The sequence below is a fragment of the Pseudarthrobacter niigatensis genome, from assembly GCF_030812615.1.
Lineage (GTDB): Bacteria > Actinomycetota > Actinomycetes > Actinomycetales > Micrococcaceae > Arthrobacter > Arthrobacter niigatensis.
Window position 1 is genome coordinate 1 of the sequence record NZ_JAUSTB010000019.1, and the last position, 12,821, is coordinate 12,821.

At 66.9% G+C, this 12,821-nt stretch carries 16 protein-coding genes; 5 read left to right on the forward strand and 11 right to left on the reverse strand.

Going from position 1 to position 12,821, the window contains the following annotated elements; genetic code table 11:
- Nucleotides 1-308: 308 nt before the first annotated feature.
- Genes rpsN through rpmB form a run of 3 tightly spaced genes read right to left on the reverse strand, consistent with a single transcriptional unit; the run spans nt 309 to nt 1,020 of the window.
- Entirely contained in the window at nt 309-614 is a 306-nt protein-coding gene (rpsN, locus tag J2T23_RS18720; protein WP_141159002.1) for a 30S ribosomal protein S14, read from the reverse strand.
- Nucleotides 615-616: 2 nt separating this feature from the next.
- Nucleotides 617-784: a 50S ribosomal protein L33 gene (rpmG, locus tag J2T23_RS18725; protein ID WP_013602737.1), complete on the reverse strand. Its 168-nt coding sequence runs from the start codon at nt 782-784 to the stop codon at nt 617-619.
- Entirely contained in the window at nt 784-1,020 is a 237-nt protein-coding gene (gene rpmB / locus J2T23_RS18730; protein ID WP_018763944.1) for a 50S ribosomal protein L28, read from the reverse strand. The genes rpmG and rpmB overlap by 1 nt, the downstream gene beginning before the upstream one ends.
- Nucleotides 1,021-1,334: 314 nt before the next feature.
- On the opposite strand from rpmB, the gene J2T23_RS18735 reads away from it, so the two are divergent.
- From J2T23_RS18735 to J2T23_RS18745, 3 genes are read left to right on the forward strand one after another with little or no spacing between them, the layout of a single operon-like run.
- Nucleotides 1,335-2,801 carry a ferredoxin reductase family protein gene (locus tag J2T23_RS18735; RefSeq protein ID WP_307362491.1) on the forward strand — a complete coding sequence of 489 codons (1,467 nt, stop codon included), beginning with the start codon at nt 1,335-1,337 and terminating at the stop codon, nt 2,799-2,801.
- Nucleotides 2,798-3,331 carry an FMN-binding protein gene (locus J2T23_RS18740; RefSeq protein ID WP_307362494.1) on the forward strand — a complete coding sequence of 178 codons (534 nt, stop codon included), beginning with the start codon at nt 2,798-2,800 and terminating at the stop codon, nt 3,329-3,331. The genes J2T23_RS18735 and J2T23_RS18740 overlap by 4 nt, the downstream gene beginning before the upstream one ends.
- A complete protein-coding gene (locus J2T23_RS18745; RefSeq protein WP_307362497.1) occupies nt 3,315-4,145 on the forward strand; it encodes an FAD:protein FMN transferase in 831 nt (276 codons plus the stop codon). The genes J2T23_RS18740 and J2T23_RS18745 overlap by 17 nt, the downstream gene beginning before the upstream one ends.
- A gap of 10 nt (nt 4,146-4,155) precedes the next feature.
- On the opposite strand, the gene J2T23_RS18750 is transcribed toward J2T23_RS18745, so the two are convergent.
- Nucleotides 4,156-4,917 carry an SGNH/GDSL hydrolase family protein gene (locus J2T23_RS18750; protein ID WP_307362501.1) on the reverse strand — a complete coding sequence of 254 codons (762 nt, stop codon included), beginning with the start codon at nt 4,915-4,917 and terminating at the stop codon, nt 4,156-4,158.
- 42 nt (nt 4,918-4,959) lie between these two features.
- Nucleotides 4,960-5,445 carry a MarR family winged helix-turn-helix transcriptional regulator gene (locus J2T23_RS18755; RefSeq protein WP_141158997.1) on the reverse strand — a complete coding sequence of 162 codons (486 nt, stop codon included), beginning with the start codon at nt 5,443-5,445 and terminating at the stop codon, nt 4,960-4,962.
- A gap of 59 nt (nt 5,446-5,504) precedes the next feature.
- Here J2T23_RS18755 and J2T23_RS18760 point away from each other — a divergent pair, with 59 nt between their 5' ends.
- Nucleotides 5,505-5,810: a YciI family protein gene (locus J2T23_RS18760; RefSeq protein WP_141158996.1), complete on the forward strand. Its 306-nt coding sequence runs from the start codon at nt 5,505-5,507 to the stop codon at nt 5,808-5,810.
- On the opposite strand, the gene J2T23_RS18765 is transcribed toward J2T23_RS18760, so the two are convergent.
- The 6 genes from J2T23_RS18765 to J2T23_RS18790 all read right to left on the reverse strand — a co-directional run bounded on the left by J2T23_RS18765 (nt 5,807) and on the right by J2T23_RS18790 (nt 11,951).
- Nucleotides 5,807-6,670, reverse strand: a complete 864-nt coding sequence (locus J2T23_RS18765; RefSeq protein ID WP_307362504.1) for an SGNH/GDSL hydrolase family protein — start codon at nt 6,668-6,670, stop codon at nt 5,807-5,809. The two genes, J2T23_RS18760 and J2T23_RS18765, sit on opposite strands and share 4 nt — an antisense overlap.
- A gap of 136 nt (nt 6,671-6,806) precedes the next feature.
- Complete coding sequence (locus J2T23_RS18770) at nt 6,807-7,862, reverse strand: siderophore-interacting protein (protein WP_307362506.1); 1,056 nt, start codon at nt 7,860-7,862, stop codon at nt 6,807-6,809.
- Nucleotides 7,859-8,674, reverse strand: a complete 816-nt coding sequence (locus tag J2T23_RS18775; protein WP_307362509.1) for an ABC transporter ATP-binding protein — start codon at nt 8,672-8,674, stop codon at nt 7,859-7,861. The genes J2T23_RS18770 and J2T23_RS18775 overlap by 4 nt, the downstream gene beginning before the upstream one ends.
- 1 nt (nt 8,675) lies before the next feature.
- Nucleotides 8,676-9,713 (reverse strand): FecCD family ABC transporter permease, encoded by a 1,038-nt coding sequence (locus J2T23_RS18780; RefSeq protein WP_246857497.1) that lies wholly within the window; start codon nt 9,711-9,713, stop codon nt 8,676-8,678.
- Between the two features lie 56 nt (nt 9,714-9,769).
- Nucleotides 9,770-10,852 carry a FecCD family ABC transporter permease gene (locus J2T23_RS18785; protein WP_307362511.1) on the reverse strand — a complete coding sequence of 361 codons (1,083 nt, stop codon included), beginning with the start codon at nt 10,850-10,852 and terminating at the stop codon, nt 9,770-9,772.
- Nucleotides 10,853-10,862: 10 nt separating this feature from the next.
- On the reverse strand, nt 10,863-11,951 hold the full coding sequence (locus J2T23_RS18790) for an iron-siderophore ABC transporter substrate-binding protein (RefSeq protein ID WP_307362514.1): 1,089 nt from the start codon (nt 11,949-11,951) through the stop codon (nt 10,863-10,865).
- Nucleotides 11,952-12,308: 357 nt separating this feature from the next.
- On the opposite strand from J2T23_RS18790, the gene J2T23_RS18795 reads away from it, so the two are divergent.
- Nucleotides 12,309-12,803: an FBP domain-containing protein gene (locus J2T23_RS18795; protein WP_307362516.1), complete on the forward strand. Its 495-nt coding sequence runs from the start codon at nt 12,309-12,311 to the stop codon at nt 12,801-12,803.
- The last annotated feature ends 18 nt before the right edge of the window (nt 12,804-12,821 follow it).

The following is a 12,821-nucleotide window of genomic DNA, read 5'->3' on the forward strand; positions in this document are numbered from 1 at the left end:
GGGGGTTTTGGCCACCCGGTGAACAGTTCTTCACTGTCTCCCCCGCGGCGACTTAGAAAACAATACACGCCCACCCGGCCCACCGCAAACCGGCCCTCACAGGGCCGGAAATCCCCGGTATTCCGCGGCGAAACCCGGAGTGGAGCGCCTGCGCAACTTGCCGCCGTCGTCATTCTGCCGGTGTGTGCTGCCGCACAGGTGTTTCCTGGCAGGCCCAGCCGCTGAACAAGTAACGGGTTAAACGCCGAAGGGCCGGCAACCCTAAGGTTGCCGGCCCTTCTCAAGCAGCTGGAATCAGCGGTACCGGATTACCAGGAAGACTTGGTGATGCCCGGGAGTTCACCCTTGTGTGCCATGTCGCGGAAACGGACACGGGAGATGCCGAACTTCTGGAAGGTGCCACGAGGCCGGCCGTCGATGATGTCGCGGTTACGCAGACGGATCGGGGACGCGTTGCGCGGCAGCTTCTGCAGGCCCAGGCGGGCCGCTTCGCGTGCTTCGTCGGTTGCGTTCAGGTCAACCAGGGTCTTCTTCAGCTCGAGGCGCTTGGCAGCGTAACGCTCAACGATGACCTTGCGCTGCTCGTTGCGAGCAATCTTGGACTTCTTAGCCATGTTTAGCGCTCCTCTCGGAATTCGACGTGCTGGCGGATCTTGGGGTCGTACTTCTTCAGGACCATGCGGTCCGGGTCGTTACGACGGTTCTTGCGGGTTACGTAGGTGTAACCCGTTCCCGCGGTCGACTTGAGCTTGATGATCGGACGTACGTCCTTGTCCTTAGCCACTAGAGCTTCACCCCACGAGCCAGAATGTCGGCGACGACTGCGTCGATGCCGCGCACGTCGATGGTCTTGATGCCACGTGCAGAGACCTGCAGCGTGACGTTACGGCGCAGGGACGGAACCCAGTAGCGCTTCTTCTGAATGTTCGGATCGAACCGACGCTTGTTGCGGCGGTGCGAGTGCGAAATGCTGTGCCCAAAGCCCGGCTCGGCCCCGGTCACTTGGCAGTGTGCTGCCATGACTTCTCCTCAAGAATTGAAAGTAATGATCCGCATATCTGCTGCTGGACCATGCAGCTAAGGGCGACCCACAGAATGTACGGGCAACGGTTAGTCACGCAACTTGAGCCCCTAACTACCGGCCACCCTGGAGAAAATTACCGGGCAACCGGAGCAATTGCGCACGCTCCGCGCACTTAGCGCCTACCAAGTCTACGAGTTGCCGCAATTAAAGACCAATCGGGTGTATAAGCGCCGGCCCATGGATGAAGGTCACAGCAGCCGCTGGCCCCTTTTCACAGCAGGGACATAGCTTCCCCGCGCATGTTTGATGCATGAACACGCAGCTCCTGCCGGCATCACCGGCCGCAAGCAGCTCCGGCCGCCCGGAGCTACCACCAACGAAGATACCCGCCCGCGGCTGGTTCGCCCGCCAGCATCGCCAGCGCATGCTGCGGACGGACCTCCTGACCGTCATTGCCTGGGCATCCGTCGCCGCCGCCATCGCCTTGTGGCTGGCCGACGGCGGGGCCACCAACATCACTTCGGCCGCCTCACTGTTCACGGCGGCGGGAATTGTGGCCGGTCTGGCGGGCATGGACCTGGTCCTGCTGATGCTGCTCCTGGCCGCGAGGATCCCGTTCATCGACCGCACCATCGGCCATGACCGCGCCCTGGAATTCCACGGCAAACTGGGCAAGCCTTCCCTCTACCTCCTCCTGGCGCACGGACTCCTGCTGGTCATCGGGTACGGCATGGCCGAGGGACTGGATCCGGTCAGCGAGTCCATCAACCTGTGGGTCCAGGTCCCCGATATGTGGCTGGCGTTCGTCTCCGTGGCCCTGTTCATCGCCGTCGTGGTGACGTCCCTGGTGGCTGTGCGCCGGCGCTTCCCGTACGAGTTTTGGTACGTGGTCCACCTGCTGACCTACGCCGCGGTGGCAACGTCGATTCCGCACCAGTTCAGCGTGGGCGGCCTCTTCGCCGCCGGGACCTGGCAGCGCTGGTACTGGCTCGCCATTTGCATCTACACCGGCAGTGCCCTGGTGTACTTCCGGATCCTTGAGCCGGTGCTGGCCACGGCACGGCACCAGCTCACCGTGGCACGGGTGGAAAGGGTTGCCCCAGGTGTGGTGAACATCGTCATGCGCGGCCGGAAGCTGGACCAGCTGGCAGGGACCGGCGGACGCTTCTTCATCTGGCGCTTCCTGGCTCCGGGCATGTGGTGGCACCCCCACCCGTTCAGCCTGTCCGCGGAGCCTGTGGTCAACGGCCGGGACGGCCAGGGGACGCTGCGGGTCACCGTGCGGAACCTCGGCGACGGCTCCGCCCAGCTGCTCCGGCTGCGGAAAGGCACCAAAGTGGCCCTGGAAGGCCCCTACGGCCTGCTCAGCACGGCAGCCCGCACGAAGAACAAGGTGGTCATGATTGGCGCCGGCATCGGCATCACGCCACTGCGCGCGCTGCTCGAGACCACCCCGTTCGCGCCCGGCGAGGCCACAGTCCTGCTCCGCGGCCATACTGACCAGGAGCTTTACCTGGGCAGCGAAATCCTTGACCTCTGCCGGGCGCGCGGGGTCCGGCTCTTCCACCTCACCGGGCCGCGCGCCCACGGCGAGTCCACGTGGCTTCCCGCGGACTCGGTGCACAACGGCTACAGCCTCACCTCCTACGTGCCGGACATCAGGAATGCGGACGTCTACGTCTGCGGCCCGTCGGCGTGGGCGGCCAACGTCATAGCGGATGCCGGGAAAGCCGGCGTCCCCGGGGAACAGATCCATCACGAAAGGTTTGACTGGTGAAAATACGCGGAACAGTCGCAGCAGCTTTGGCCTCCGCCGGGATCCTCCTGGTGGGCTGGCAGACGGGCACCCAGGCGGGCGGCCTCAGTACCGTTGCGTCGAGCACGACGGCGACCGGCACCACGGGTGCATCAGGCACCGGGTCCACGGGGACGGGTTCGTCCGGGTCGGCCGGGTCCTCCAGCCCATCAGGCACCACAGGGTCGTCCGGGTCCGCAAGCTCCGGGTCCTCCAGTTCGTCCGGTTCCACGGGCTCCGGCACCTACAAGGGAAACACGGTCCAGACCCGGTTTGGCCCCGTGCAGGTCCAGATCACGGTAGCGAACGGAAAGATCACTGATGTCACGGCGCTGCAGCTGACCAATACGGACGGCAAATCGATCCAGATCAGCAACCGTGCGGCGCCTCTGCTCCGCAGCAAGGTCCTGGCGGCGCAGTCTGCCGATGTACAGACGGTGAGCGGGGCCACCATCACCAGCGACGCCTACCTCACCTCACTCCAGGCAGCCATCGATGCAGCGAACCTCTGATTCCCTGCGCGCCACGGCCGGCACCAGCCTGAAGGCCCGCACTTTTGAGTGCATGGGAACGGTCATCGGACTGACAATGCCCGTCGGCGACCCTGCGGAAGGGCAGCCGGGGCTCGACGAGCTCGCTGCCGCCACCGCCGTCGTCGAACGCCTTTTCCGGGACCTTGACGAAACCTTCAGCCTGTACCGCCCCGACTCGGAAGCCAGCAGCCTGGCGCGTGGGGAACTGACGCTGCCCCACGCCTCAGCGCAGATGCGCGAAGCATATGCCGAGGCGCATGAGTGGCGGCTGCGCACGGAGGGAGCGTTCACGTCCGAAAGGCCGGACGGGGTGCTGGACCTTTCCGGCCTCATCAAGGGCCACGCCATCCGTGAGGCGGGAACATCACTTCTGGCCCTGGGCCGCCGGGACTGGTGCCTGAACGCCGGCGGAGACGTCCTGGTCAGCGGCTCGCCACGTCCGGGCAGCGCCGAACCCTGGAAAGCCGGCGTAGTGGATCCCGCGGACCGCAAAACCCTCATCACCGGATATGCCCTCGGCGGCAACAACCCGCACCACGCCCTCGCCACCTCAGGATCCGCCGAACGCGGGGAACACATTTGGCGGGTGGGAAGCGGCCCACCGGACGCGGGGGCGTTTGTCCAGGTCACCGTTGCCGCCGCCGACATTGTCACTGCCGACGTCCTTGCCACCGCCATCGTTGCCGGGGGGACACGGATGCTGGACCAGGTTGCAGACCAATGGGATGTAGCCGTGCTGGCCATCCGCGCGGACCGCTCCATGCTGGCTACTCCGGCGTTCCGGCCAGGATAGGAGACCCGCGCTACAGCCGCGTGAGTTGCGGGTACTTGGGGTGCAGGTTGTCCCCGGAAGACTTGCCGGTGACGCGGCGGACCACCCACGGCGCGGCGTACTCCCGGAACCACCGGGCGTTGGCGCGGATGGCGTCGGTCCCGCTCAGTTCCGGCACCGGCGTCATGGGCGGGACGTCGATGGAATGGTCATATTTGAGGACCTCAAGCACGCGCTTGGCCATGTTCGCATGGCCGGCGGCGGACATGTGCATCCGGTCGTGGGCCCACATGCCCCAGTCGTAGTACTCGCTGAAGCGCCAGTAGTCCACCAGCAGGGCGCCGTGGTCCCCGGCGATCCCACGGACCAGTTCGTTGTAGATGGCAGTGCGGCCGCGCATGGTGCCGAACACCTTCGACCCCCGGGCGTCGAAGCCCGTGAACATCACCACGGTGGCGCCGGTGGCAGCGAGTTTCCCCACGGCATCGTTGTACTCCACCAGCAGGTCATCGATGTCCACGCGCGGGCGGAGGATGTCATTGGCACCGGCGTAGATGCTTACCAGGGTGGGACGAAGTGTGACGGCGGCGTCCACCTGTTCAGCCAGGATCTGGCGGAGTTTCCGGCCGCGGATGGCCAGGTTTGCGTAGCCGAAATTGGGGTCGGCGGCGCCGAGCTGCTCGGCCACGCGGTCTGCCCAGCCCCGGACGCCATTGGGGCGGCCCGGGTCGTCGTCGCCCACCCCTTCCGTGAAGGAGTCGCCGAGGGCCACGAACCGGGAAGTGAAATCCATGCGGTTAGTTTGCCACCCGTTGCCGGAAGCAACCAATCGGGGTCAGTCCTGGGTTTCGCGCAGGATCCAGTGGTCGGAGTCCAGGCGGCCCACCACTTTTTCACCGATCCGTGCCAGGTCCAGGACATCCTGCTCGGTCAGCGCATCAAGGAACAGGTCACGGACGTCCTCCACGTGGGCCGGGGCCAGCCCGACAATGGTGGCCATGCCTTCCTCCGTGAGATGCGCGGTGGTGACCCTGGCATCGTGGGGGTGCGGGCGGCGCTCCACCCAGCCGCGCTTCTGCAGCTTGGTCACGACGTGTGAGAGCCGGGACAGGGAGGCGCTGGTGCGGGCGGCAAGCTCACTCATGGGCAGGAACCGCTCCTCAGCCTCGGACAGCATGGCCAGGACCGTGTAGTCGAAGAGGGATAGTTTTCCTGCCGCATGCAGCTTGGTGTCCAGAGCCGCAGGCAGCAGCGTATTGATGCTTACCAGCGCCAGCCAGGCACGGCGTTCGTCAGCGTTGAGCCAGCGGGGATCGGTCATGGTCACCATTCTACGATTGATCCTTCAAGTAGCTGGCCGGGCGCCGGTAGGCTTGCACCATGTATGTTGTCTCCCTCACCTACCGCGTGCCCCAGGAGATCGTCGATTTCCACAACGACGCCCACATCGGCTGGCTGCAGAAGGCCTTTGACGACGGCGTGTTCATCGCCGCCGGCCGGAAGATCCCGCGCACCGGTGGACTGCTCCTGTCGCAGGCTGACCGGGAAACCCTCGACGCCAGCCTGGCCCAGGATCCGTTCTACACCAACGGTGTTGCCGACTTCGAAGTCATGGAGTTCCACGCCGGCCGGGTGGCCCCGGGGTACGAGATCCTGCTGGACACCCCGCCCCAGCCCACTCCCTAACGCGGGCTGCTTCCCGAAGGTGTGCTGCCGGCGTCGGACGTTCCGCCGGCGAGCTTCTTCAGCCCGCCCTTCCGCGGGACCTTCACCGGCTGGGGCCAGCGCGGGGTGAGGGTGTCCCCCAGCGTGACACCACGGAGCTTGCGGCCGAAGAGCGGCAGGACCCAGTCATGGACCCAGCGCCGCTGGCGCCGCTCCCACTCGCGCAGGCTGGGCCGGGCGGGTGGTTCCCAGTCTTTGGGTTTGATCTTGTGCGGCACGCCCAGCTGGTCCAGCACCTGCCCGGCCAGGTACTTATGCCCTGCCTTGGACATGTGGAGCCGGTCCGAGTCCCACATCCGCCGGTCGTGGAAGGCGTCAAGGCACCAGTAGTCCACCAGCACGGCCCCGTATTTCTCCGCGATGTGCCGCACCCGTTGGTTGTAGTAGGTGTTGCGTTTCTTCAGGGGCTCCAGCAGCGCGGAGACCTTGACGTCGAAGCCGGTGAAGAGAACCACCGTGGCCCCGGTGCCTGCCAGCGCTGCCACCAGCTGCTCATAGTCCGCCATAAGCGCGGACATGTCGGTTTTGAGGTCCAGGATGTCGTTCCCGCCGGCGTAGAGGGTGACCAGCGTTGGCCGCATCCCCAGCGCCGGTTCCAGCTGCTCGTCCACGATGTGCCGCAGCCGCTTGCTCCTGATGGCCAGGTTGGCGTATTTCCACCCCGGCTGCGCCTTCGCCAGTTTCTCGGCCACGCGGTCGGCCCACCCCCGCACCCCGTTGGGCAGCCGCTCATCCCGGTCCCCCACCCCTTCGGTAAAGGAGTCCCCGAGGGCAACAAACACCCGCCGCCCGGAGTCAGGAAGCAGGGGATCAGAGGGCACAGGCACGAACGTAGCGGGACAAGTCAAAGCAATCACGACGCCGGGATGAACAGTAAGTGATGGGGCGTCCCGGAAATGCCGGCAGGATCTGATGGGGCGTCCCGGAAATGCCGGCAGGATCTGATGGCGCGTTTGGCTAGCCTTCGGCTTTGCCCTGCCGCCAGTACCCCATGAACGCCACCTGTTTCCGGTCGATCCCCACGTCGCGGACCAGGTAGCGCCGCAGTTCCTTGATAACCCCTGCTTCGCCTGCCAGCCAGGCATAGAAGGGCAGGGCACCGGCGGGCAGGTGCGGGTTCCTCGAACCGCTGACGGCTGAGGTTTCCAGGCGGGACGGGGTCTCCCACAGGATGTCTTCGTCCACGTTGACGTCATCGGGCTCGGGCCCGGCGCCGCCGTCGTCTGCCGTTATGCCCACCCAGCCGGGCACGGGGACAGCCTTGCGCACGGCGTCCTGCAGCAGTTGCCCGTGCTGCCGGGACCGTCCGGTGGCGGTGCCGCGGGCCAGCCAGGTGATTTCGATGTCCGCCGGGGAGGTGAGCTCCATGAAGTCGCCGGCCTGCGGAACTTCCAGGAAGGCATGGCCACTCATGTACGACGGGAGGGTTTCCAGGATCGCGGAGATGGCCGGGAGGGCGGTTTCGTCGCCGGCAAGCAGGACGCGCTGGGCCATTCCGGGGTGCCACTCGATGCCGGAATAGGTTTCGGCGGTGATGCAATGCGCGGCACGGTTGTTTGGGCCGATGATGGTGAGCGGGTCGCCGGGTTTGGCCTTGGACGCCCAGTTTGCCGCCGGCCCGGCGTGCCCATGCCCGTCGGTGTGCATCACGAAGTCGATGTCGATCTCCGGGTACACCGCATCCAGCCGCGCCTCCCGGACCGTATAGGTCCGCATCCAGCCGCGCACGGCCGGGTCCATCGCCAGCCAGTCCCGGTACCAGCCGGCGTGGCCGGTGTCGAAGACGGGGAGCGGCAGCGGTGCGCCGCCCAAGTCCTGCGACGGGATGACGAGCTTGACCCGGAGGTCCAGGGTGTGGCCGTGGACGCCGAAGTCACGCAGCGGGTAGCCGCCGAAAGTGATCCTGCGGAACGTGGGGCTCAGCTCCTGGACGGCGGACACGGCCACCTCGAAGGCCACGCTCATCGGCTGGGCTGTCCGCTGTTGGGTGGAGGCGCTTTGCCGGGTCTTCATGAAACGAGTTCCAGTTCGTTGGCTGTGGCGTGGTGGCGGCCGATGGGAAGAATCAGCGGAGTACCGGAGACGGGGTCCGGGATGACGCGGCTTTCGAGGCCGAAGACCTCGCGGACCAGGTCCTCCGTCACCACGTCCTCCGGGGAGCCCAGGGCCGCCACGGCGCCGTCGTTCATGGCGATGACGTGGTCCGCGTAGCGTGCGGCGAGGTTGAGGTCGTGCAGGACGATGGCCACCGTGGTGCCGCGCTTACGGTTCAGGTCGGTTACCAGGTCCAGGACCTCCACCTGGTGGGCCAGGTCCAGGTAGGTGGTGGGCTCATCCAGCAGCAGGACGTCGGTTTCCTGTGCAAGGGCCATGGCGATCCATGCCCGCTGCCGCTGTCCGCCGGACAGTTCATCCACGTCCCGCCCGGCGAGCCCCGCCGTTCCGGTGGCCTCCAGCGCGCGCTGCACGGCGGCGTCGTCCTTGTCACTCCAGCTGCGGAAGAAGCCCTGGTGCGGGTAGCGCCCCCGGCCCACCAGGTCGCGGACGGTGATCCCGTCCGGGGCGCTGGGATGCTGGGGAAGCAGGCCCAGGGTGCGGGCCAGTTCGCGTGCCGGACGGGAATGGATGTCCTTGCCGTCCAGGGTCACGGTGCCGCCGGCGGGTTTAAGGAGCCGCGACAGGCCCCGCAGCAGGGTCGACTTCCCGCAGGCGTTGGCACCCACGATCATGGTGACCATACCTTCGGGGATCCGGACACTGAGCCCGTCCACCACGCATCGTTGGTGGTAGGTGAGCGTCAGGTCCCTGGCTTGGAGTACTGCCACGTCAGGCATCCTTTCGGTTGGCTGTGACCAGGAGCCACAGCAGGAACGGGGCGCCAAGCGCGCCGGTGACCACGCCCACCGGCAGGACGGTGCCGCCCAGCAGGAAGGGGGCCAGGTTGGCGGCGAAGTAGTCTGCCGCCAGGACAATCAGGGCGCCCACCATGGCCGACGCCGGCAGGCTGGCTTTGCGGGTGAAGCGGCGGCCGATGGGACCGGCCAGGAAGGCGACGAACGAGACCGGTCCGGCAGCCGCCGTCGCCACTGCTGCCAGTGACACGGCGGTAACCACCAGTGCCAGGCGCGCGGTGTTGACCCGGACGCCCAGGCCGGCGGCTGCGTCATCCCCCAGTTCCAGGACGCGCAGCGGCCCGGCGATAAGGCCCGTGGCGGGAACCAGGGCGGCGAGCGCGAGGAACAGGATGCCGGCGCGGTCCCAGTTGGCGGAGTTCAGGGATCCGTTCAGCCAGACCAAGGCGTCGGCGGCCGTGCGGATGTCGGCCCGGGTCATCAGGAAGCTGACCACGGCCTGGAGGGCGGCCGCGGTCCCCACACCGGCCAGGACCAGCCGGTTTCCGGCAGCGCTTCCCCTGCCGGTTCGGCCGGCGCCGCGGGAAATTGCGTAAATCAGGACCGCCACTGCAAGGGCTCCGACGAGCGCCGCCCCGGACACGGCGGCACCGGATGCGCCGAAAACAACGATCGCAACAACCGCCGCCGCGCTTGCCCCCGAGCTGATGCCGATGACGTCGGGGCTGGCGAGGGGGTTCCGCAGCATGGTCTGGAAAAGGGCGCCGGCCAGGCCGAACGCGATCCCGATCAGGGTGCCGACGACGGCGCGCGGAAGCTTGTTCTCCATCACGATGAAGCTGGCGCCGGGAATCTTCGGGCCGCCGGTGAGGTGGTTGCCGACGATGGTGAGGAAATCCGGGACGGTCACCGTGTAGCTGCCCAGCAGGACGGACGCAAGAAACAGGATCACGACGGCGGCGGCCAGCACCGCGGTCCGGTTCAGTCGCCCGCGTCCCCCACGTTGCTCCATCACTTTTGGTCCTGTAGGACCGGTTTTGGCAGCCATCTCTGATAGGGCAGCACGGCTCATAGCCCGGCTCCTTTCCCGCGGCGGACCAGCCATACGAACACGGGGGCGCCGATCAGGGCGGTCATGATGCCCGCGGGGATCTCACCGGGAAGCAGCACCACCCGGCCAACGATGTCCGCACCCAGCAGCAGCGCCGGGGCGGCCACCAGGGACAACGGCAGGATCCAGCGGTAGTCCGGGCCGGCGAGGAAGCGGACGGCGTGCGGCACCACCAGGCCCACGAACCCGATGGGCCCCGCCAGCGCGGTGGCCGTGCCGCACAGCAGGACCACGCCCAGGGCCACCACGGCGCGGGACAGCCCCACGCGTTGGCCCAGTCCGCGGGCAACGTCGTCCCCCAAGGCAAGGCTGTTGAGGGTCCGCCCGGCCAGCAGCACCACCAGCGCACCGGCCGCCACGAACGGCAGTCCGGGCAGCAGCACCGACCAGTCACGGCCCGCGATGCCGCCCACCTGCCAGAAGCGGAACCGGTCAAGGGTGTCCTGGCTGGAGACCAGGATGACGTTCATGAGCGAAGACAGTCCGGCGCTCAAGGCTGCTCCGGCCAGCGCGAGCTTCACCGGCGTTGCACCCTCCCGGCCCAGCGAGGCGATGAGGTACACCACGATGGCGGCCGCGGCGGCCCCCGTGAACGCGAACCAGATGTGGCCGGTGAAGGTGGTGACGCCGAACAGGTAGATTCCGGCGACTACCGCCAGCGCTGCCCCGGCGTTGACTCCGATGATGCCGGGATCGGCCAGCGGATTCCGGGCAACACCCTGCATCGCTGCACCGGCCAGGCCCAGCGCGCCGCCGGCCAGCAGGCCCAGGACGGTCCGCGGGATGCGGGCGTGCACCACGGCGTGGTCCCCGTTGAGGGGATCGAACGCCGTGAGTGCCTGCCACACGGTGCCGAGGGGAACGTCACGGGCGCCCACGGCCAGCGATGTGCCGGTGAGGAGCACCAGCACGACGACGGCGGCCAGCAGCCAGGCGGCCCGTTCCCTTCCCCGAGGATCACCCCGGAGGGTGCCGGGGGCTGCCGTGGCCGGCGCCTGGGAGCCGTTGCCCGCCGCCGGAAGCGCCGTCGTCGTACTCATGGAGGTGCGCCTACTTCACTGCGTCCGCTGCCGTGGCCAGCTGCGGGAGGAACGCGTCCAGGGACCACGGGAGGCTCAGGGGTGATGATGCCGAGATGGACAGGGTCAGCGTGTTGTCGGAATCGGCCACCAGGGCGCCGTTCTTGATGGCCGGGATCTGGCCCAGGAGCGGGTCCGCCTTGATCGCGTCGGTGGTGGAGGCATCCGGAACCCAGGTGACGAAGATGTCTGACTGCAGTTCGTTGGCCTTTTCGGCGGACCACGGAATGTAGAACTCCTTGGAGCCCTTGGAGTTGTCCGCCACCACCGGGGCCAGGGTCATGCCGATTTCACTAAGGAAGCGGGGGCGGTTGTCGTTGGCGGTGTAGACGTTCACGCCGTCGCCCTTGGCGGGCTCCAGGTTGCCGTAAATAAAGCTCTTGCCCTGGATCTGCGGGAACCGGGCCACCTTGTCCTTGACGGTCGATTCGGTGTCGGAAACCAGTTTGGAAGCTTCGGCCTCCTTGCCCAGGGCCTTGCCGATGATGGTGGTGGCGTCCTGCCAGGAGGTTCCGTAGGCGACGTCCGGGTGGGCCACCACGGGGGCGATTTCGCTGAGTTTCTTGTAGTCCTCCGCCGTGAGGCCCGAATAGGCGGCGAGGATGACGTCCGGGCTGAGCTTGGCAATCTCGGTGAAGTTGATCCCGTCGGCCTCCGAGTACTGGGCGGGAGCCTTGGCCGAACCGAACCCGGCGCCCAGCTTTTCGAGCGCCTCGTCCTTCCAGGGGGTGGAGCCCTTGCCATTGCCGCCCCACTCGTTCCTGGGGACGCCTACCGGGACCACGCCCAGCGCGATGGCGACGTCATCGTTCACCCAGGACACGGTGGCAACCCGGGTGGGCTGCTTCTCGATGGTGGTGCTGCCGTACACGTGATCGATGGTGACCGGGAACGCGGTGCTGTTGCTGGAACTGCCTGCATCGGCAACCGTGGTGGCGGGACCCGTGCTGCATGCAGACAGCGTGAGGGTCGCCGCAGCCAGCACCGCGGCAGCTTTGCCGGCCGAGGAGAACAGCATGCGGCGGGTGGGCGAAGGGCCGGGCAAGAGGGGGAACGTCACGGGGCTCCTTGGATCAGGCTGATGGAAACTTAAGTAAGGCTAACCTATGTAAATCGCCATTACGCAACACTTTCGTCACCTAATACCGGAAGCTGACGAAGGCCACACTCCATCCGCGTTCCTTGGACAGCCGACTCTCAATTTGGCAGGATGGCCCTTGCCGGTCCGGACTCAGAGACGCCGGACGGCTGGACAGGAAAAGGACAACGGGAACGATGCGCATGCAGATGGCCAACTGGGCCGCCGCTGCCGTGGAGAGCGGGGTGGCCGCTTTGGCCTGCACCGCGGAGACCGACTGACTCCCCCGTTACCTCCTGGCCCGGCTCCGGGCCGCCCACCCTTCACGAAAGTCCAGCCATGCAATCAGTCACGCCCCAGCAAATCCGTTCATCCTTCGTCAATGCCAGCCGCTCGGAAGCCGCAAAGCTCACACTGCCCAAAAACTTCGACTCCCTCGACTGGGACCGCCTGGAGTTCCTGGGCTGGCGGGACGAGAAGATGCCGCTGCGCGGTTACCTGGTGGTTCCGGGACAAAAGGGCCTCACCGGAATCATGCTCCGCGCACCCGAGGGAGGTGCCAAAAAGAACCGGTCGGTGCTGTGTGAGCTCTGCCGGGATGTGCTGTCCAAGGAGGACGTCCTGCTCTGGGTCGCCAAGCGGGCAGGCCAGTCCGGGCGGAACGGCAACACCGTCGGCACCCTGATCTGCGCCGACTTCGTGTGCTGTGGCAACGTCCGCAAGGAGCCGCCTGCCAATGAGATCAATCCTGATCCCACCGCTGTGGTGGAACGCCAGATCCAGGGGCTGCAGGACCGCACGGCGCAGTTCCTTGGGCGCGTTCAGGGCACATAGAACGTCAGGCGAAGCCCG

Excerpts from the sequence above, each read along its gene's own strand:
- rpsN (WP_141159002.1), bottom strand. The coding sequence starts at position 614 with ATGGCTAAGAAGTCCAAGATTGCTCGCAACGAGCAGCGCAAGGTCATC.
- rpmB (WP_018763944.1), bottom strand. The coding sequence starts at position 1,020 with ATGGCAGCACACTGCCAAGTGACCGGGGCCGAGCCGGGCTTTGGGCAC.
- J2T23_RS18735 (WP_307362491.1), top strand. The coding sequence starts at position 1,335 with ATGAACACGCAGCTCCTGCCGGCATCACCGGCCGCAAGCAGCTCCGGC.
- J2T23_RS18745 (WP_307362497.1), top strand. The coding sequence starts at position 3,315 with ATGCAGCGAACCTCTGATTCCCTGCGCGCCACGGCCGGCACCAGCCTG.
- J2T23_RS18750 (WP_307362501.1), bottom strand. The coding sequence starts at position 4,917 with ATGGATTTCACTTCCCGGTTCGTGGCCCTCGGCGACTCCTTCACGGAA.
- J2T23_RS18755 (WP_141158997.1), bottom strand. The coding sequence starts at position 5,445 with ATGACCGATCCCCGCTGGCTCAACGCTGACGAACGCCGTGCCTGGCTG.
- J2T23_RS18760 (WP_141158996.1), top strand. The coding sequence starts at position 5,505 with ATGTATGTTGTCTCCCTCACCTACCGCGTGCCCCAGGAGATCGTCGAT.
- J2T23_RS18770 (WP_307362506.1), bottom strand. The coding sequence starts at position 7,862 with ATGAAGACCCGGCAAAGCGCCTCCACCCAACAGCGGACAGCCCAGCCG.
- J2T23_RS18780 (WP_246857497.1), bottom strand. The coding sequence starts at position 9,713 with ATGGAGCAACGTGGGGGACGCGGGCGACTGAACCGGACCGCGGTGCTG.
- J2T23_RS18785 (WP_307362511.1), bottom strand. The coding sequence starts at position 10,852 with ATGAGTACGACGACGGCGCTTCCGGCGGCGGGCAACGGCTCCCAGGCG.
- J2T23_RS18795 (WP_307362516.1), top strand. The coding sequence starts at position 12,309 with ATGCAATCAGTCACGCCCCAGCAAATCCGTTCATCCTTCGTCAATGCC.